The sequence below is a fragment of the Cupriavidus sp. 22TCCZM01-5 genome, from assembly GCF_057798915.1.
On the sequence record NZ_JBYOJR010000003.1, the window covers coordinates 207535 to 225690 of the forward strand.

The following is an 18156-nucleotide window of genomic DNA, read 5'->3' on the forward strand; positions in this document are numbered from 1 at the left end:
GTGGCCGCGCCTGCTTTTTTTCTGGGGAACCGGGCTGACGCGGCACGCACTGCCGGCTACGGAGAACCGGCGGTGCGTGCCTGTCAGGCTGCAACGGCAGGCAGCCTTACATCACCTTGTCCGGCTTGCCTTCGTTGCCGGCGATGAACGGGCTCCACGGCTGCGCGCGTATGGCCTTGGGCGTCTTCCACACGACGGTGAACTGTCCGTCGCCCTTGACCTCGCCGATCATCACCGGCTTGTAGAGGTGGTGGTTCTCGCCCATGGTCAGGGTGAAGCCGTCGGGCGCCTTGAAGGTCTGGCCGTACATGGCGGCACGCACCTTGTCGGTGTCCGTGGTACCGGCTTTCTTCACGGCCTGCGCCCACATGTGGATGCCCACGTAGGTGGCTTCCATCGGATCGTTGGTCACGCGCTTGTCGCCGCCCGGCAGGTTGTTCGCCTTGACCCAGGCAGCCCACTGTTTCTTGAACGCATCGTTCTCGGGGTTCTTGACGGACATGAAGTAGTTCCATGCCGCCAGGTGGCCGACCAGCGGCTTGGTGTCGATGCCGCGCAACTCTTCCTCGCCCACGGAGAAGGCGACCACCGGGACGTCCTTGGCCTTCAGGCCGGCGTTGCCGAGTTCCTTGTAGAACGGCACGTTGGAGTCGCCGTTGATGGTGGAGATCACGGCGGTCTTGCCGCCCTGCGAGAACTTCTTGATGTTGGCGACGATGGTCTGGTAGTCGCTGTGGCCGAACGGCGTGTAGACCTCTTCGATGTCCTTGTCGGCGACGCCCTTGCTCTTCAGGAAGGCGCGCAGGATCTTGTTGGTGGTGCGCGGATAGACGTAGTCGGTACCCAGCAGGAAGAAGCGCTTGGCGCCGCCGCCTTCCTTGCTCATCAGGTACTCGACCGCCGGAATGGCCTGCTGGTTGGGCGCCGCGCCCGTGTAGAAGACGTTCTTCGACATCTCCTCGCCCTCATACTGCACGGGGTAGAACAGCAGCGAATTCAGCTCTTCGTAGACCGGCAGCACCGACTTTCGCGACACCGAAGTCCAGCAGCCGAACGTGACGGCGACCTTGTCCTTGGTGATCAGCTGACGCGCCTTCTCGGCAAACAGCGGCCAGTTCGACGCGGGATCCACGACCACGGGTTCGAGCTTGCGGCCGAGCACGCCGCCGCTCTTGTTGATCTCGTCGATGGTCATCAGCGCCACGTCCTTGAGCGACGTCTCGGAAATCGCCATGGTGCCGGACAGCGAATGCAGGATGCCGACCTTGATCGGCTCTTTGGACTGCGCCATCGCCAGCGGGCTGGCGCCGATCATTGCCGCGGCGGCTACCGCCGACAGCTTCAGCATGTCACGTCGTTTCATTGCTGCTCCCTTTATCGTTTGGTTACGGGACTCAACGCACCCCGGGTGATGCATCTGCAACTAGCGTGCCAGGGAACGCACGGCTCCCGCCTGCGGTCTGGCACCGCCGGGCGCCCGGCAAGAGACAATTCGTTTGGAGGTTTCGCGCGGAAGCACCATGCTGGTGCTGGGCCCCGGTCGGCGACTACGCACCGCCATCGTGCACGGCGCAATCAGGTGCAAGGGAGAACCGGCCGCGGGCTTCGGGGCAGAGGAGGCAGACTGTCGTGAGTTGTGCGGCGCCGCGTCGCATGGTGCACCGCCGCAAACAAAAACGGGGCCCGAAGGCCCCGTTCTTCTATCGTCCGAAGACGATTACTTCATCATCCACGGCATCATGTTCGCGTTCATGTTGTGCATGATCCAGAGCGAGCCGGCCAGCACGATGAACAGGATCAGCAGCGTGAACAGGAACGACATCACGTTCCAGCGCTGCTGCTTCGAGCCATCCATATGGAGGAAGTACTTCAGGTGCACGACCACCTGCACCGCGGCCATGCCGAGGATGATCAGGAGGGTCGTGCCGCGGTCCATGGTGCCGTCCATCACGATCTTGAACGGGATGACGGTCAGGACCACCGCCAGCACGAAGCCGATCACATAGGACTTGAAGCTGCTGTGGCCGTGCGACTCGGCGTGCGCGGACGCTGCGTGTTGCTGTGCCATTTACATTGCCCCCATCAGGTAGACCACGGTGAAGACGCCGATCCAGACGACGTCCAGGAAGTGCCAGAACAGGCTGAGGCAGTTCAGGCGCTTGGACATGGTCGGGGTCAGGCCCTTCTTGCTGACTTGCCACATCAGGACCAGCATCCACACCATGCCGCTTGCGACGTGCAGGCCGTGGGTGCCGACCAGCGTGAAGAACGACGACAGGAACGCGCTGCGGCTCGGGCCGGCGCCTTCGGCGATCAGGTGATGGAATTCATTGATTTCCATGTACATGAACGCGGCGCCCAGCAGGAAGGTAATGCCCAGCCAGACCAGCACCCGTACCTTCGAACGGTTCTGCAGCGAGATCATCGCGAAACCGTACGTGATCGACGAGAACAGCAGGATGAAGGTCTCGACGAGCACGTAGTTGAGCTCGAACAGCTCCTTGCCCGACGGACCGCCCGCCACTTCGCCGCGCAGGACGGCGAACGCGGCGAACAGGCACGCGAACAGGATGCAGTCGCTCATCAGGTACAGCCAGAAACCAAAGATGGTGTTCTCGCTGGTGTCGTGGTGCGCGTGGTCGTGCGTCTCGTCGTGCGAGTGCGCATGAGCCGGGGCTTGCGCCGCCCCGAAGCGATCAAGGACTTCTGTCGACATGGTCATCAGGCCTGCGAAGCAATGCGCTGCAGTTGGCGCGTTTCAATCTGCTCGACCTCGGCGGCCGGCACGTAGTAGTCGATGTGGTCATCGTTGGCGCGGCGGATGAACGACACCACCATGCCGATCAGGCCAACGGCGGCAAGCCACCAGATGTGCCAGACCAGGGCAAAGCCAAGGACCAGGCTGTACAGGCCCATCCAGAAGCCCGCGCCGGTGTTCTTCGGCATGTGGATCTGCTCGTAGCCGCTGGTCGGCAGCTTCTCGCCACGGGCCTTCATGTCGGCGAACGCGTCTAGGTCACGCACCACCGGGGTGTGCGCGAAGTTGTAGAACGGCGGCGGCGACGAAGTGGCCCATTCCAGCGTGCGGCCACCCCACGGGTCGCCGGTCACATCGGCCAGCTTCTTGCGGTCGCGGATCGACACGACGATCTGCAGCACCTGGAAGAAGATGCCCAGCGCGACGAACACCACGCCGACCACGGCCAGGTACAGCCACGGCGTCCAGGCCGGGTTGTCGGTGTGGTTCAGGCGACGGGTCATGCCCATCAGGCCCAGCACATACAGCGGCATGAAGGCGAAGTAGAAGCCAACCAGCCAGCACCAGAACGCGCACTTGCCCAGACGCTCGTTCAGCTTGAAGCCGAACGCCTTCGGCCACCAGTAGGTGATGCCGGCCAGGTAGCCGAACAGCACGCCGCCGATGATCACGTTGTGGAAGTGGGCGATCAGGAACAGGCTGTTGTGCAGCACGAAGTCGGCTGCCGGCACGGCCATCAGCACGCCGGTCATGCCGCCGATCACGAAGGTGATCATGAAGCCCAGCGTCCACAGCACCGGCGAGGTCATCTGCACGCGGCCGCGGTACATCGTGAAGAGCCAGTTGAAGATCTTCACCCCGGTCGGGATGGAGATGATCATGGTCGTGATGCCAAAGAACGCGTTGACGTTCGCGCCCGAGCCCATCGTGAAGAAGTGGTGCAGCCACACGATGAACGACAGCACCATGATGGCCGAGGTCGCGTACACCATGCCCTTGTAGCCGAACAGCTTCTTGCCCGAGAACGTGGCGATGACTTCAGAGAAGATACCGAACGCCGGCAGGATCAGGATGTACACCTCGGGGTGGCCCCAGATCCAGATCAGGTTCACGTACATCATGGCATTGCCGCCGCCATCGTTCGTGAAGAAGTGCATGTCGAAGTAGCGGTCCAGGCCCAGCAGTGCCAGCGACACGGTCAGCACCGGGAAGGCAGCCACGATCAGCACGTTGGTGCACAGGACCGTCCAGGTGAACACCGGCATGCGCATCAGGGTCATGCCCGGGGCGCGCATCTTCAGGATGGTCACCAGGAAGTTCACGCCGGTCAGCAGCGTGCCCAACCCCGAGATCTGCAAGGACCAGAGGTAGTAGTCCACCCCTACGCCCGGGCTGAAATCCAGGCCGGACAGCGGCGGGTAAGCGAGCCAGCCGGTCTTGGCGAATTCGCCAACGCCCAGCGAGATGTTCACCAGCATGGCGCCCGACACGAACAGCCAGAACGACAGCGTGTTCAGGAACGGGAAGGCCACGTCGCGCGCGCCGATCTGCAGCGGCACCACGAGGTTCATCAGGCCCGTCATCAGCGGCATGGCCACGAAGAAGATCATGATCACGCCGTGGGCGGTGAAGATCTGGTCGTAGTGTTCCGGCGGCAGGACGCCGTGGGCACCGTTCGTGGCGAGCGCCAGTTGCGCGCGCATCATGACCGCGTCGGAAAAGCCGCGCAGCAGCATGACCAGCGCGACCAGGCAGTACATCACACCGATCTTCTTGTGATCGACCGAAGTGAACCACTCATTCCAGAGGTAGCCCCACTTCTTGAAATACGTGATCGCGCCTAGCAGCGCAGCGCCGCCGATGGCGACGCCGGCCAGTACGACCATGATGATCGGCTCATGAAACGGAATCGCCGACAAACTCAATTTGCCAAACATCATTGCTCCTAGGATTGCGCGCCCAGCGCCGGCTTGGCCGGCGTGGCCATGGACACCCGCTCTTCGCCGAGCGTGTTACGCGACGTGCAGATCGGGCCGCCATCAAAGCCTTCGCGGGCCATGGCGTGGCCGTCGTTGCCCATGTACTGGTGCAGGATGCCGGTGAACAGGCCGTCTTCGACCTTGCCGTAGTAGGCCACCGGCTCCGCTTCGCTCGGCTTGGCCAGGACCTTGTAGTCCGCGCTGGCGAGCTGGCGTTCGGATGCGCGCACCTTGGCGACCCACGCGTCGAACTCGAAGTTCGACATGGCCGTCGCCTTGAACTTCATGCCCGAGAAGCCGCCGCCGCTGTAGTTGGCGGACATGCCGTCATACGTGCCGGCCTCGTTGGCAATCAGGTGCAGCTTGGTCTCCATCCCGGCCATGGCGTAAACCTGGCTGCCCAGTTGCGGGATGAAGAACGAATTCATGATCGAATCGGACGTGATCTTGAAGTTCACCGGCGTGCCCACCGGGAACGCGATCTGGTTGACCGTCGCGATCTTCAGTTCCGGATAGATGAACAGCCACTTCCAGTTCATCGCCACCGCCTCGACGGTGATCGGCTTCTGCTTGGATTCCAGCGGCTTGTACGGATCCAGGTCGTGCGAGGACTTCCACGTGATGATGCCCAGCGCGATGATGATCAGGCAGGGAATCAGCCACACCACGACTTCGATCGCGGTCGAGTGCGACCAGTCGGGTTCATAGCGTGCCGAGGTATTGCTGGCGCGGTACTTCCAGGCGAACACCAGCGTCAGGACGATCACCGGCAACACCACCAGCAGCATGAGCCAGGTGGCGATCAGGATGATGCCTTTGATGTCGACGCCTACCTGCCCCTTCGGGTCGAGCAGCGTCATGTTGCAGCCGGCGAGCAGCAAGAGCAGGCCGAGGCTTGGCAGGGACCGCGTCCACCGCGGCAGTATGGGTTTCTTCATGTCACGACTGGTTTGGTTAGGCCGCGCTTGGGCAAAGCGTGGCTTCACCGCCTGATGCCGGAAGCAAGAGGCGTTGGGCTGAGGGAAAACCGGAAGGACGTGTCCTTAGCTGGCGTTGAGGTCTGGCGGATCTAACGCCGGATGACCATGCGGCCTGACAACGCCATGAACACGGAAGGACAGCTGACGACTGCGCGAGCGGCCCGCCTGAGGCGGTAGCACTGCGGCACCTGATGGCCGAAACCGCGAACGGTCCCGGCTCAGGACTGCAGCCGGGTAGCGTTGAACCACGAAGTTTTTGCACTTCCCGACAAGCCTGCCTTGTGGGCAAGCGCGGTTTCCGGCCGGAATGTGCAACACGTAAAACATCGTGGGCGCGACTGTACCGCAATGCAGCATTACGGGTAAACCCAACAGCACAGAACACAGTGTTCAGAAAAACGGACAATTCTCAAAAGAGATGTTGGATTTACTTCAAATGTGTTGCAGTGTCCGCATTATCGTCAAAAATTGAAAAAAGCCGCCTGTCGACGGCTTTTTTCTTCCTGTATCAACAAAACAACAACGGCTCATCCGTATCGGCGACTGATGGACTCGGCGACGCACACCGGACGGTCGCTGCCCTCGCGCTCAATCGTCACTTCCCAGGTCGACTGGGCGCCTACGAGCTCGGGCGACTTCGGCAATGGGTCGAGCCGCTCGACCTTCTGCAGCTTGATGCGCGCGCGCAGCTTGCTGCCCACCGGCACCGGCGCGGTGAAGCGCACGCGGTTCAGGCCATAGTTCACGCCGATCTTGGACGGCATGTGCAGCGCGTTGTGCATGAACTTCGGCACCAGCGACAGCGTCAGGAAGCCGTGCGCGATCGGGCCGCCGTACGGCGACTCCTTCTTTGCGCGCTCCACGTCGACGTGGATCCACTGGTGATCGCCGGTCGCTTCGGCAAACAGGTTCACCTGCTCCTGGGTGATCTCCATCCAGTCGCTGACGGCGACTTCCTGCCCTTGCAGGCTTTCCAGTTCTTCGAGCGATGCGATGGTACGCATGTCGGTTATCTCCTCGTTGTTTAGGTTAGGGGACTCAGGCGGGGCGGCGGCCGTACATGCCCATGCCCTTGACCGTGCAGACCAGTTCGCCGCGCTGGTTGGTAGCTTCCCATTGGGTATGGACCACGCCGCGGTCCGGCTTGGATTGCGACGGCCGGGAATCGAGCACGATGAACACCACGGACAGCGTGTCGCCGGCATAGACCGGCTTCAGCCAACGGATCTCGTCGACGCCCGGCGAACCCATGCTCGCCGACTTGCCGACGGTGCTCAGCACCAGCAGGCGCATCATGATCGAGCAGGTCATCCAGCCGCTGGAGATCAGTCCGCCATAGATGCTCTTGGCGGCGGCCTCCTTGTCGATATGGAAGGGCTGCGGGTCATACTGGCGGGCAAAGCCGAGGATCTCTTCCTCGGTGACGAGGTAGGAGCCGAGCTCGCGGCGGCTGCCGACTGCAAAGTCCTCGAAATACAGCATTGGTGGGGTCTCCGTTGTCGCTGACTTTTGACTTGTCATCGCGATAATCGCATGGCGGGTAATGGCGTGCGTCCGTATTTGCCGAACCCGCCCCTAACTGCGCGCAAAGAAAAAAGCCGCGCCTGGACTACGGCGCGGCTTCGATTGGCATCGCTTGGATCAGGCAGCTTGCTGGAAGCTTGCCTGGCCGGCAAAACGGGCCAGGTGATGGTCGACGTCACCGAACGTGGTGTTGATGAGCGTCAGGCGCTTGAACATGTGCGCGGCCGGCAATTCGTTGGTCACGCCCATGCCGCCGTGGATCTGTACCGCCTCCTGGCCGACGTAGCGCGCTGCCTGGCCGACGCGGGCCTTGGCAGCCGAGACGTAGCGGCGACGCTCTTCCGGTGTCGCCTCTTCAAAGCGGGCCGCGGCCAGCAGCGTGATCGAGCGCGACTGCTCGGCCTGGATGAACATCTCGACCATGCGGTGCTGCAGCGCCTGGAAGCGCGCAATCGGCTGGCCAAACTGCTGGCGCGTCTTGGCATATTCCAGCGTGGCGGCGTTGAGCGTATCCATCACGCCCACGGCCTCGGCGCACAGCAGCACCGCCGCGTAATCGGCGACCTGCTCGACCTGGTCGAAGGCCTTGCCGGCCTCGCCGAGCAATTGAGCCGGCGCGTCCTGGAACGTGATATCGGCGGCGCGCAGGTTGTCGATGGTGCGGTAGTCCTTGACACTGACGCCGGCGCCCTTGGCATCGACCAGGAACAGCGAGATGCCGTCGCGGTCGGCGTCCGCGCCGCTGGTGCGCGCCGAGACGATCAGCTTGTCGGCCTGGCCGCCATGGATCACTACAGCCTTGCGGCCGTAAAGCTTGCCGTCGCGCGCGGTCACGCGCACGTTGTTCAGCTCGTAGCGCGCCTGCGGCTCGTTGAAGGCCACGGCGAGCTTGAGTTCGCCGCCGGCCACTTGCTCCAGCAGCGCCTCCTGGCCACCGGCCAGGCTCAGGGCATACGCGCCCACGACGGTCGCCAGGTACGGCTCGACGACCAGGCCGCGGGCGAGCTCCTGCTGCACCACCATCATGTCCAGCGCCTTGCCCGCGAAGCCGCCCTGCTCTTCGGCCACCGGCAGCGCGGTCAGGCCGAGCTCGACCAGCGAGCCCCAGGCGGACTCGCCATAGCCGGCCTCGCTCTCGTAGCGCTTCTTGCGCGACTCGAAGTCGTAGTCCTTGTCGATGAAACGGCGTACGGCGTCAGCCAGCTGCTTCTGTTCGTCGCTGAGATTGAAGTTCATGTTCCGTGTCTCCTCACAGCCCCAGGATCATCTGGCTGATGATGTTGCGCTGGATTTCGTTGGACCCGCCGTAGATGGAGGTCTTGCGATAGTTGAAGTAGTAGGCGGCCAGCGGGGCGGCGTCGTCGTAGCCGGTCACCGCGTGCTCGTGCTCGCACTCCAGGTAGGCCGGGTCGAACGGCTGGGCATAGGGGCCGACGGCTTCGACCATCAGCTCGGTCAGCAGCTGCTGGATCTCGGTGCCCTTGATCTTCAGCATCGAAGCTTCCGGGCCGGGGCCCTTGCCCGCGGCTTCGCTCGACACCACGCGCAGCACGGTGATCTCCAGCGCCATCAGTTCGATTTCCAGCGCGGCAACCTTGGCGCCGAAGACCGGATCTTCCAGCAGCGGCTTGCCGTTCTTCTGCTGCTGGCGCGCCACGCGCTTGAGGAAGCCCAGCTCGCGCTTGGAATTGCCGACACGGGCAATGCCGGTGCGCTCGTGGCCGAGCAGGTACTTGGCGTAGGTCCAGCCCTTGTTCTCCTCGCCAACGCGGTTTTCCACCGGCACCTTGACGTTGTCGAAGAAGACTTCGTTCACTTCATGGTCTTCGTCGAGCATGATGATCGGACGCACGGTGATGCCCGGCGTCTTCATGTCGATCAGCAGGAACGAGATGCCTTCCTGCTTCTTCGCTTCCGGATCGGTGCGGACCAGGCAGAAGATCATGTCGGCGTGCTGGCCGAGCGTGGTCCAGGTCTTCTGGCCGTTGACGATGTAGTGCTTGCCGTCCGGGGTCAGCTCGGCGCGGGTCTTGAGCGAGGCCAGGTCCGAACCCGAACCCGGCTCGGAATAGCCCTGGCACCACCAGTCGGTGCAGTCCAGGATACGCGGCAGGTAGTAAGACTTCTGCTGCTCGTTGCCGTACTTCATGATCACGGGCGCGACCATGGCCACGCCGAACGGCAGCACGCCGGGCGCGCCGGCGCGGGCGTTTTCCTCGTCCCAGATATGGCGCTGCGTGGCGTTCCAGCCGGTGCCGCCATATTGCACGGGCCAGTGCGGCGTCGACCAGCCCTTGCCCGCCAGGATCTTGTGCCAGCGCACCAGGTCGTCGCGGCTGGGCCGGCGATGGTTGAGCACCTTGCTGCGGATATCCGCCGGCAGATTGGCTTCCAGCCAGCTACGCACTTCCTCGCGGAAGGCGTTGTCGGACGCCGAGTAATTGAGATCCATGCCCGTCTCCTGTGATGCCGGCACGGCGCCGGCAAGTAGTTCTGCCTGCGCGTCTTGCGCCGCGAACCACGGGCACAGGACGCAATTCAGTGAGCCGTCTGCTTCAAAGCATCCGGCACCACGAGCGGGATTGTTTCGATGCCCTCTTCCGCCAGCGCCTGCACCTCCTCCGGGGAAGCCGAACCGCGGATACCGCGCTCCGGTGCCTCGTCGTAATGCATGCGCCTTGCCTCCTCGGCAAAGCGGTCGCCCACGTCCTCGGTCTGTGCCATCACCTGCCGCACGGCCTTCAGATAGGCCGCCTGCAAGACTTCCAGGGCAGCCGGCACTTGCGCCGCCTGCCCCGCCTCTGCCTGGCCGCGCTGCACCTGCGTCGCGCCCGAGAGGTTCAGGCGCGGCGCGCTTGGCAGCCGGCTCACGGCGTGGTCACCGCAGACCGGGCACTGGACGAGGTCACTTGCGAGTTGCGTCTGCGCATCGTCCTCCGAGGCGAACCAGCCCTCGAAACGATGGTCTTGCGCGCAACGCAGGTCGAGCACCTTCATGATCTTTCCAGCCCGTCAAAAGCAATAGTATCCGTGAAACCCAATTTTGTGAACGGTCGTGCTAATTTTTTTCGGAAGGGATTTCCCGCACCAGATGGCGCGAAAAGCATACCGTTCTGCACTGCGGGCCGCCGTGGCGGCTTCAGCGCGGCACCGGCTGTTCGCCGGGTTGCCACACCCCCGAGATTACCTTCTCCAGCCAGAATGCGCCGATGATGGTCTTCACGTCGGTAATGCGGCCCTGGCGCACCCAGTCCAGCACCTGGCCGGCCGGGACGATGAAGGTTTCGAGGAATTCGCCGTCATCGAGCTTCGCCTGCCCTGCGGTCAGGTCGCGCGCGAGGAACACGTCGATGAACTCGGTCGAGTACGAAATGACGGGGTGAATGCGGGTCAGGTAATCCCAGCGCGCCGCGCTGTAGCCAGTTTCCTCTTCCAGCTCGCGCTCGCCGCAGCGCAGCGCGCCTTCTTGCGGATCGAGCTTGCCGGCTGGGAATTCGAGCATGACTTCACCGATCGGGTAGCGGAACTGCCGCTCCATCAGCACGGTGCCGTCGTCGAACAGCGGAATCATCATGACCGCGCCCGGATGAACGATGTACTCGCGGCCAGTCTGCTTGCCATCAGGCAGGCGGACGATGTCTTGCTTCAGCGTGAGGAATTTTCCGCGATGGACGGTTGCCGAAGCAACGCAGACTTCCTTGAGCCCTTCATCGCCTGACGGCGGGGCGAGGTTGTCCTGGGTCTTTTCCGTCATAAGCGCTCCGGGTGATTCGCACGCCCGGCGGCTTCATGACCGGCTTCAGGCCGTGCGGTGTTTGACGAGGTACTGCCAGGTAAAGCCTGGGAAGGCGAACACCAGCATCATGCACGCCGTGATGGCATAGAACTGCCAGCCTTGCGGAAAGGCATTGCCAAGGCTCGCCTCCACCGCAAAGCCGGCCAGGCCGGCTGCCACATACCAGCAGATCAGTTCCAGCAGCCGCAGCCACAGCGGCTTGCGGCTCCAGCGCAGTGGAATCACTGCAAACAGGCGCTGGTTGACGAACGGCAGGTTGGCACAAACCAGTGCCAACAAGATGACAAACCAGCCGCCCGTCGGGGAACTCATGTCTTGCCGCCTCGTACGGTTACGAGGCCAGCGTTGCGCGGATGGCCTGATAGCACAGGTTCATCAGCGCAGCCGGGAAGATGCCCAGCACGATCACTGCCGCGCCGTTCAGGCTCAGCACCGAACGCAGGCCAGTGGTGGCCTCCAGCGGCTCTTCGCCGACCGGTGCGTCGAAGTACATCAGCTTGACCACACGCAGGTAGTAGAAGGCACCGATCAGCGAGAACAGCACCGCCACCACGGCCAGCCAGGTCATGCCCGACTTCACCACGGCTTCGAGCACCGACAGCTTGGCGTAGAAGCCCACGGTCGGCGGGATGCCGGCCAGCGAGAACATCATCACCAGCATCAGGAACGCAAACCACGGGTTGCGGCGCGACATGCCCTTCAGGTCTTCCAGCGTTTCAGCCTCGAAACCCTTGGTGGTGCGCAGCAGGATCAGGCCGAAGGTACCCAGCGTGGTCAGCAGGTACGTCACCGAGTAGAACATCGACGCGCCGTAAGCATTCGCCGCGCCATCCGCCTTGTTGGCCACCACGCCGGACAGCATGCCCAGCAGGACGAAGCCCATGTGCGAAATGGTCGAATAAGCCAGCATCCGCTTCAGGTTGGTCTGGACGATGGCGGTCAGGTTGCCGATCGCCAGCGACACGATGGCCAGCACCACCAGCATGCTCTGCCAGTCTGCGGCCAGCGGCAGCAGGCCTTCCACCAGCACGCGCACGATCAGCGCGAATGCCGCCACCTTCGGGCCACCGGCGATCAGCAGCGTCACCGCGGTCGGCGAACCCTCGTAGATATCCGGGATCCACATGTGGAACGGCGCGGCACCGATCTTGAACGACAGGCCGGCGACGATGAAGACCACGCCGAAGGCCAGCATGGTGGTGTTGACGCGGCCAGACTCCACCACGCGGAACACCTCGCCCAGGTTCAGCGAACCGGTCGCACCATACATCATCGAGATGCCGTACAGCAGGAAGCCCGAAGCCAGCGCGCCCAGCACGAAGTACTTCATGGCCGATTCCGACGTCACGCGCGACTCGCGGCGCAGCGCCACCAGCGCGTAGGACGACAGCGACAGCAGTTCCAGGCCCAGGTACAGGGTCAGGAAGTTGTTGCCGGTGATCATGACGATCTGGCCGCCCAGGGTGAACAGCGCGAGCTGGTAGAACTCGCCCGCGTACATGGAGCGGTCGGCCAGGTAGCGGCGCGTGTAGACCAGCGTGATGAACAGGCCGGCCGAGCAGAACGCCGACAGCACATTGGCCATCGGGTCGATCACCACCAGGTTGGCGAACGCGTAGTGCGTCTCGCCGGCCGCGGCATTGATGCCGAACCAGACGGTCAGCACCAGCGTGAACAGCAGCGACAGCGGATAGGCGACGCTTTGCTTGCCCTTGCCGCGGGCAAGGTCGATCCAGTTGACCGCGGCGATCGCGATCGCCAGGAAAATAATCGGCGCCACAGGGGCTAGAGTCGAGGACGGTTGCATAGTGTTATCTCTCCCCGCTTACAGCTTCGACTGCGCCACGTGGGACAGCAGGTTGACCACCGAAGCGTGCATCACGTCGGTGAAGGGCTTCGGGTGCAGGCCCATGTACAGCGTCATGATGGCGAGCAGGCCCAGCATCACGAACTCGCGCTTATTCAGGTCCGCCAGTTCGCGGACATGCTGGTGCACGACGTCGCCGAAAATCACGCGCTTGACCATCCACAGCGAGTAGGCGGCGCCGAAGATCAGCGCGGTGGCGGCGAGCACGCCGATCCAGAAGTCATACTTGACCGAGCCCAGGATCACCATGAACTCGCCAACGAAACCGGAGGTCGCCGGCAGGCCGCAGTTGGCCATCGCGAAGAACACCGACAGCGCGGCGAACTTCGGCATGGTGTTCACCACGCCGCCGTAGTCGGCGATCTGGCGCGAGTGCACGCGGTCATACAGCACGCCGATGCAAAGGAACATGGCGCCCGAGATGAAGCCGTGCGAGATCATCTGCACGATGCCGCCTTCGATGCCGATTTCATTGAAGATGAAGAAACCGAGCGTCACGAAGCCCATGTGCGCAATCGACGAATATGCCACCAGCTTCTTCATGTCGGCCTGCACCAGCGCGACCAGGCCGATGTAGATCACGGCGATCAGCGAGATCGTGATGACGAAACCAGCCAGCGAATGGCTCGCGTCGGGCGCGATTGGCAGCGAGAACCGCAGGAAGCCGTAGGCACCGAGCTTCAGCATGATCGCGGCCAGCACCACGGAGCCGCCGGTCGGCGCTTCCACGTGGGCGTCCGGCAGCCAGGTGTGCACCGGCCACATCGGCACCTTGACCGCAAAAGCCATGAAGAAGGCAATGAACAGCGCGATCTGCTCGTTCATCGACAGCTTGGCCTGGTGCCACTGCAGGATCTCGAAGCTACCGGTCTTGTTGTACAGGTACAGCAGCGCGACCAGCGTCAGCAGCGAGCCCAGCAGCGTGTAGAGGAAGAACTTGAAGGCCGCGTACACACGGTTCGGGCCGCCCCACACGCCGATGATGATGTACATCGGGATCAGGGTGGCTTCGAAGAACACGTAGAACAGCAGGCCGTCGAGCGCGCAGAAGACGCCGACCATCAGGCCCGACAGGATCAGGAACGAGGCCATGTACTCGGCCACGCGCTCGGTGATCACTTCCCAGGCCGAGATCACGACGATCACGGTGATGAAGGCCGTCAGCACGACGAACCACATCGAGATGCCGTCAACGCCCAGGTGGTACTGGATGTTGAAGCGCTCGATCCAGTTCGATTTCTCCACGAACTGCATCGCAGCGGTGGACTTGTCGAAGTGGAACACCAGCGGCAGCGTGACGATGAAGCTGGCGATCGAGCCGAACAGCGACATCCACCTCACGTAGCCGGCGCTGCGGTCCGAGCCGGAGCCCAGTACCAGCAAGCCGAAGAAGATAGGCAGCCAGATTGCGAAAGACAGAACCATTTCTATGTTTTCCTTACTCGGTGCCTATCACTTGGTGCCAATCACGCCCGTGACGGTGAGCGTCAGCAGCACCAGCATGCCGACGATCATCGCGAATGCGTAGTGGTAGATGTAACCCGATTGCAGGTAGCGGCTGGCGGCGGCGAACGACGCCACCACGCGGGCCGAACCATTGACGAACAGGCCGTCGATGAAACTCTGGTCGCCACCCTTCCACAGGCCGGTACCCAGCACGCGGGCACCGCGCGCGAACACGGCCTGGTTGATGGCGTCCATGTAGTACTTGTTGTCGAGCAGCTTGTACAGGCCCGAGAAGCGGTTCTTGATCGCCTCGGGAATGTCCGGGCGCTTCATGTAGAAGAACCACGACAGCACCACGCCGGCGATGGCCAGCCACAGGACCGGGGTGGTCACCGAATGGATCGCCATCGGCACCCAGCCGTGGAAGGCTTCCTCAAGTTCCTTCATGGCGTGGTGGTTCTCGCCGACGAAGATCACGTCCTTGAACGCCACGCCGTGCTTGAAGAACTCGCCGAACAGCATCGGCTCGATGGCGATCGCACCGATGATGACCGACGGGATGGCCAGCAGCACCAGCGGCAGCGTCACGACCCACGGCGACTCGTGCGGCTTCTCGCCGGCGGCCAGGCCATGGTGGTGGTCGTGCGAGACTTCCTCGTCCTCATGGTCGCCTTCGTGGCCATGGTGGGCATGGTTCTGGCCCCAGCGCTCCTTGCCATGGAAGACCAGGAAGTACATGCGGAACGAGTAGAACGCGGTCACGAACACACCGGCCAGGACCGCATAGTAAGCAAAGCTCGAACCAGCAATGTGCGACTCGGCCACGGCCTCGATGATCGAGTCCTTCGAGTAGAAACCCGCGAAGAACGGCGTGCCGATCAGCGCGAGCGAGCCCACCAGCGAGGTGATCCAGGTAATCGGCATGTACTTGCGCAGGCCGCCCATGTTGCGGATGTCCTGGTCGTGGTGCATGCCGATGATGACCGAACCCGCGCCGAGGAACAGCAGCGCCTTGAAGAACGCGTGGGTCATCAGGTGGAACACCGCCACCGAGTAGGCCGAAGCGCCCAGCGCGACGGTCATGTAGCCGAGCTGCGACAGCGTCGAGTACGCGACCACGCGCTTGATGTCGTTCTGGATGATGCCCAGGAAGCCCATGAACAGCGCGGTAATGGCGCCGATCACCAGCACGAACGACAGCGCGGTGTCCGACAGCTCGAACAGCGGCGACATGCGGGCCACCATGAAGATGCCGGCCGTCACCATGGTTGCGGCGTGGATCAGCGCGGAAATCGGGGTCGGGCCTTCCATCGAGTCAGGCAGCCAGACGTGCAGCGGGAACTGGGCCGACTTGCCCATGGCGCCGATGAACAGGCAGATGCAGGCCACCGTCAGCATCATCCAGTCGGTGCCCGGGAAGATCACCGTCGCCAGCTTTTCGCGGGCGGCGAACACGTCCGTGTAGTTCATGCTGCCGCTGTAGGCCAGCAGCAGGCCGATGCCCAGGATGAAGCCGAAGTCACCGACGCGGTTCACCAGGAACGCCTTCAGGTTGGCGAAGATCGCGGTCGGTCGCGTGTACCAGAAACCGATCAGCAGGTACGACACCAGGCCCACCGCTTCCCAGCCGAAGAACAGCTGCAGGAAGTTGTTGCTCATCACCAGCATCAGCATCGAGAAGGTGAAGAGCGAGATGTAGGAGAAGAAGCGGTTGTAGCCGGGGTCTCCGTCCATGTAGCCGACGGTGTAGATATGCACCATCAGCGACACGAAGGTCACCACCACCATCATCATCGCCGTCAGCGAGTCGACCAGGAAGCCGACCTCCATCTTCAGGTCGCCGATGGCCATCCACTCGTACACGGTGCCGTTGTAGCTGGCGCCGTTCATCACATCGAGCAGCACCATCACCGACAGCACGAAGGAAATGGCTACGCCCAGGATCGTGGCGGAATGGGCCACAATCCGGCCGCCGCGCGACTCCGAGGAAAACAGGTCGAAGAACTTGGTGCCGAACAGGCCGGCGATGGCTGAGCCGACTAGCGGCGCCAGCGCAATCGCGAGCAGCAGGTTGGGGTTTAGCGTGGTTGCCATAGGACGCTTATAGGTGTGCGAGCGGTGAGCGGTCTTGGTTCATTGCGTAGTGCGTCACGGATCAGTACTTCAGGGTATCCATGTCGTCCACGTTGATCGTGTCCAGGTTACGGAACAGCACGACCAGGATTGCCAGACCGATAGCCGACTCGGCTGCGGCCACCGTGAGGATGAAGAAAACGAAAACCTGTCCGGCCAGGTCGCCCATGTAGTGCGAGAAGGCGACGAAGTTGATGTTGACCGCAAGCAGCATGAGTTCGATCGCCATCAGCAGCACGATCACGTTCTTGCGGTTCAGGAAAATACCGACGATGCTGATCGCGAACAGGATCGCACCGAGCACGAGGAAATGGGCGAGAGAGAGCACAGCGTTTCTCCGTGGCTTTAGTTCTTGTTGGCAGTCGCTGCGGCGTCGGCCTGGGCGGCCGGGCTTTCCGCCGCCATCGACACCAGGCGCACGCGGTCATCGCGACGGGTACGCAGCTGCGACGGGATATCCTGGCCCTTGACGTCCTTGCGGCGACGCAGGGTCAGCGCGGTGGCCGCGATGATCGCCACCAGCAGGATGATGCCGGCGACCTCGAAGGCGTAGATATAGTCGTTGTAGATCAGCTTGCCGAGCGCGGCGGTGTTCGAGTAACCGGGGTCCTGCGAACCGGCAGCCACCACCGGCGCGGTCGTGCCGATGAAGTTGCGCACCAGCACGATGGCCATCTCGGCGATGATCAGCGCGCCGACCACCGAAGCAAGCGGCACGTAGGTCCAGAAGTCGCGGCGCAGGTGCTCGATGTCGATATCGATCATCATCACCACGAACAGGAACAGCACCATCACGGCGCCGACGTACACCAGCACCAGCAGGATGGCGAGGAATTCCGCCTTGAGCAGCAACCAGATCGCCGCAGCCGTGAAGAACGACAGTACGAGGAACAGTGCGGAGTGCACCGGATTCTTCGCGGTGATGACTTTCAGTGCGGAGAGCACCAGCACCAGCGCAAAGACGTAGAAGATGGTGGTCGTGAGTTCCATGGTCCTTGTCGGATCCTCTCTTGGCCTTTGGCACAGCCCTTCCCTGTCGGGTGGTCCGCGCCTGCGGCATCCTTCCATTGGCCCCTTGCGGAGCCCGATTCAAATTCACTTGCAGCACCGGCTGGCTGCGCCGGCGCCAACGGATATATCAGCGGTACTTCGCGTCCGCGGCCTTCGCCGCGGCGATCTGCGGCTCGTAGCGGTCGCCCACTGCCAGCAGCATGTCCTTGGTGAAGTACAGGTCACCGCGCTTCTCGCCGTGGTATTCCAGGATCGGCGTCTCGACGACGGCGTCGACCGGGCAGGCCTCTTCGCAGAAGCCGCAGAAAATGCACTTGGTCAGGTCGATGTCGTAGCGCGTGGTGCGGCGGGTTCCATCGGCACGCACGTCCGACTCGATCGTGATGGCCAGCGCCGGGCACACGGCCTCGCACAGCTTGCAGGCGATGCAGCGCTCTTCGCCGTTCGGGTAGCGGCGCAGCGCGTGCAGGCCACGGAAACGCGGCGAGATCGGCGTTTTCTCTTCCGGGAACTGGACGGTGACCTTGCGCGCGAAGAGATAGCGGCCGGTCAGGGCCATACCCTTGAAGAGTTCCTTCAGGAGCAGGCTGTTGAAGAAGTCCTTGATGGCGAGCAGCATGACGATTGCTTCCTAGTGTTTCCCGAGGCGCGCGCTGCACGGT

General features: G+C 62.9%; 18 protein-coding genes. All 18 read right to left on the bottom strand.

Annotated elements, in window-relative coordinates; translation table 11 throughout:
• Positions 1-106: 106 nt before the first annotated feature.
• The 18 genes from urtA to nuoI all read right to left on the bottom strand — a co-directional run bounded on the left by urtA (position 107) and on the right by nuoI (position 18113).
• Entirely contained in the window at positions 107-1363 is a 1257-nt protein-coding gene (urtA, locus tag AC3FNH_RS04600; RefSeq protein WP_276097931.1) for an urea ABC transporter substrate-binding protein, read from the bottom strand.
• Positions 1364-1717: 354 nt separating this feature from the next.
• Positions 1718-2068: a cytochrome o ubiquinol oxidase subunit IV gene (cyoD, locus tag AC3FNH_RS04605; RefSeq protein ID WP_276097932.1), complete on the bottom strand. Its 351-nt coding sequence runs from the start codon at positions 2066-2068 to the stop codon at positions 1718-1720.
• Positions 2069-2716 carry a cytochrome o ubiquinol oxidase subunit III gene (gene cyoC, locus AC3FNH_RS04610; RefSeq protein ID WP_488719255.1) on the bottom strand — a complete coding sequence of 216 codons (648 nt, stop codon included), beginning with the start codon at positions 2714-2716 and terminating at the stop codon, positions 2069-2071.
• A gap of 5 nt (positions 2717-2721) precedes the next feature.
• Positions 2722-4695: a cytochrome o ubiquinol oxidase subunit I gene (gene cyoB / locus AC3FNH_RS04615; RefSeq protein WP_276100767.1), complete on the bottom strand. Its 1974-nt coding sequence runs from the start codon at positions 4693-4695 to the stop codon at positions 2722-2724.
• An 8-nt stretch (positions 4696-4703) separates the two neighbouring features.
• Complete coding sequence (gene cyoA / locus AC3FNH_RS04620; protein WP_276097933.1) at positions 4704-5675, bottom strand: ubiquinol oxidase subunit II; 972 nt, start codon at positions 5673-5675, stop codon at positions 4704-4706.
• A 569-nt stretch (positions 5676-6244) separates the two neighbouring features.
• On the bottom strand, positions 6245-6721 hold the full coding sequence (locus AC3FNH_RS04625; RefSeq protein ID WP_140950133.1) for a MaoC family dehydratase: 477 nt from the start codon (positions 6719-6721) through the stop codon (positions 6245-6247).
• Positions 6722-6755: 34 nt separating this feature from the next.
• The gene (locus AC3FNH_RS04630; RefSeq protein WP_488719214.1) at positions 6756-7199 is read right to left on the bottom strand and encodes a MaoC family dehydratase; all 444 of its coding nucleotides are present in this window, start codon (positions 7197-7199) and stop codon (positions 6756-6758) included.
• 159 nt (positions 7200-7358) lie between these two features.
• Positions 7359-8477 (bottom strand): acyl-CoA dehydrogenase family protein, encoded by a 1119-nt coding sequence (locus tag AC3FNH_RS04635; RefSeq protein ID WP_488719215.1) that lies wholly within the window; start codon positions 8475-8477, stop codon positions 7359-7361.
• Between the two features lie 13 nt (positions 8478-8490).
• On the bottom strand, positions 8491-9693 hold the full coding sequence (locus AC3FNH_RS04640; protein WP_488719216.1) for an acyl-CoA dehydrogenase family protein: 1203 nt from the start codon (positions 9691-9693) through the stop codon (positions 8491-8493).
• Positions 9694-9779: 86 nt separating this feature from the next.
• Entirely contained in the window at positions 9780-10238 is a 459-nt protein-coding gene (locus tag AC3FNH_RS04645) for a DUF1178 family protein (RefSeq protein WP_276097937.1), read from the bottom strand.
• A gap of 142 nt (positions 10239-10380) precedes the next feature.
• The gene (locus AC3FNH_RS04650) at positions 10381-10995 is read right to left on the bottom strand and encodes an NUDIX domain-containing protein (RefSeq protein ID WP_276097938.1); all 615 of its coding nucleotides are present in this window, start codon (positions 10993-10995) and stop codon (positions 10381-10383) included.
• A 45-nt stretch (positions 10996-11040) separates the two neighbouring features.
• Complete coding sequence (locus AC3FNH_RS04655) at positions 11041-11349, bottom strand: DUF2818 family protein (protein ID WP_276097939.1); 309 nt, start codon at positions 11347-11349, stop codon at positions 11041-11043.
• A gap of 19 nt (positions 11350-11368) precedes the next feature.
• Positions 11369-12844, bottom strand: a complete 1476-nt coding sequence (gene nuoN / locus AC3FNH_RS04660; RefSeq protein ID WP_276097940.1) for an NADH-quinone oxidoreductase subunit NuoN — start codon at positions 12842-12844, stop codon at positions 11369-11371.
• A gap of 18 nt (positions 12845-12862) precedes the next feature.
• Entirely contained in the window at positions 12863-14329 is a 1467-nt protein-coding gene (locus AC3FNH_RS04665; RefSeq protein ID WP_488719217.1) for an NADH-quinone oxidoreductase subunit M, read from the bottom strand.
• Between the two features lie 27 nt (positions 14330-14356).
• Positions 14357-16444, bottom strand: a complete 2088-nt coding sequence (gene nuoL / locus AC3FNH_RS04670) for an NADH-quinone oxidoreductase subunit L (protein ID WP_276097942.1) — start codon at positions 16442-16444, stop codon at positions 14357-14359.
• Between the two features lie 61 nt (positions 16445-16505).
• A complete protein-coding gene (nuoK, locus tag AC3FNH_RS04675) occupies positions 16506-16811 on the bottom strand; it encodes an NADH-quinone oxidoreductase subunit NuoK (RefSeq protein ID WP_039010981.1) in 306 nt (101 codons plus the stop codon).
• A 17-nt stretch (positions 16812-16828) separates the two neighbouring features.
• A complete protein-coding gene (locus AC3FNH_RS04680) occupies positions 16829-17473 on the bottom strand; it encodes an NADH-quinone oxidoreductase subunit J (protein ID WP_276097943.1) in 645 nt (214 codons plus the stop codon).
• A gap of 148 nt (positions 17474-17621) precedes the next feature.
• Positions 17622-18113 carry an NADH-quinone oxidoreductase subunit NuoI gene (gene nuoI / locus AC3FNH_RS04685; RefSeq protein ID WP_011297152.1) on the bottom strand — a complete coding sequence of 164 codons (492 nt, stop codon included), beginning with the start codon at positions 18111-18113 and terminating at the stop codon, positions 17622-17624.
• Positions 18114-18156 lie beyond the last annotated feature (43 nt).

Excerpts from the sequence above, each read along its gene's own strand:
- urtA (WP_276097931.1), bottom strand. The coding sequence starts at position 1,363 with ATGAAACGACGTGACATGCTGAAGCTGTCGGCGGTAGCCGCCGCGGCA.
- cyoD (WP_276097932.1), bottom strand. The coding sequence starts at position 2,068 with ATGGCACAGCAACACGCAGCGTCCGCGCACGCCGAGTCGCACGGCCAC.
- cyoC (WP_488719255.1), bottom strand. The coding sequence starts at position 2,716 with ATGTCGACAGAAGTCCTTGATCGCTTCGGGGCGGCGCAAGCCCCGGCT.
- cyoB (WP_276100767.1), bottom strand. The coding sequence starts at position 4,695 with ATGTTTGGCAAATTGAGTTTGTCGGCGATTCCGTTTCATGAGCCGATC.
- cyoA (WP_276097933.1), bottom strand. The coding sequence starts at position 5,675 with ATGAAGAAACCCATACTGCCGCGGTGGACGCGGTCCCTGCCAAGCCTC.
- AC3FNH_RS04625 (WP_140950133.1), bottom strand. The coding sequence starts at position 6,721 with ATGCGTACCATCGCATCGCTCGAAGAACTGGAAAGCCTGCAAGGGCAG.
- AC3FNH_RS04630 (WP_488719214.1), bottom strand. The coding sequence starts at position 7,199 with ATGCTGTATTTCGAGGACTTTGCAGTCGGCAGCCGCCGCGAGCTCGGC.
- AC3FNH_RS04635 (WP_488719215.1), bottom strand. The coding sequence starts at position 8,477 with ATGAACTTCAATCTCAGCGACGAACAGAAGCAGCTGGCTGACGCCGTA.
- AC3FNH_RS04640 (WP_488719216.1), bottom strand. The coding sequence starts at position 9,693 with ATGGATCTCAATTACTCGGCGTCCGACAACGCCTTCCGCGAGGAAGTG.
- AC3FNH_RS04645 (WP_276097937.1), bottom strand. The coding sequence starts at position 10,238 with ATGAAGGTGCTCGACCTGCGTTGCGCGCAAGACCATCGTTTCGAGGGC.
- AC3FNH_RS04650 (WP_276097938.1), bottom strand. The coding sequence starts at position 10,995 with ATGACGGAAAAGACCCAGGACAACCTCGCCCCGCCGTCAGGCGATGAA.
- AC3FNH_RS04655 (WP_276097939.1), bottom strand. The coding sequence starts at position 11,349 with ATGAGTTCCCCGACGGGCGGCTGGTTTGTCATCTTGTTGGCACTGGTT.
- nuoN (WP_276097940.1), bottom strand. The coding sequence starts at position 12,844 with ATGCAACCGTCCTCGACTCTAGCCCCTGTGGCGCCGATTATTTTCCTG.
- AC3FNH_RS04665 (WP_488719217.1), bottom strand. The coding sequence starts at position 14,329 with ATGGTTCTGTCTTTCGCAATCTGGCTGCCTATCTTCTTCGGCTTGCTG.
- nuoL (WP_276097942.1), bottom strand. The coding sequence starts at position 16,444 with ATGGCAACCACGCTAAACCCCAACCTGCTGCTCGCGATTGCGCTGGCG.
- AC3FNH_RS04680 (WP_276097943.1), bottom strand. The coding sequence starts at position 17,473 with ATGGAACTCACGACCACCATCTTCTACGTCTTTGCGCTGGTGCTGGTG.
- nuoI (WP_011297152.1), bottom strand. The coding sequence starts at position 18,113 with ATGCTGCTCGCCATCAAGGACTTCTTCAACAGCCTGCTCCTGAAGGAA.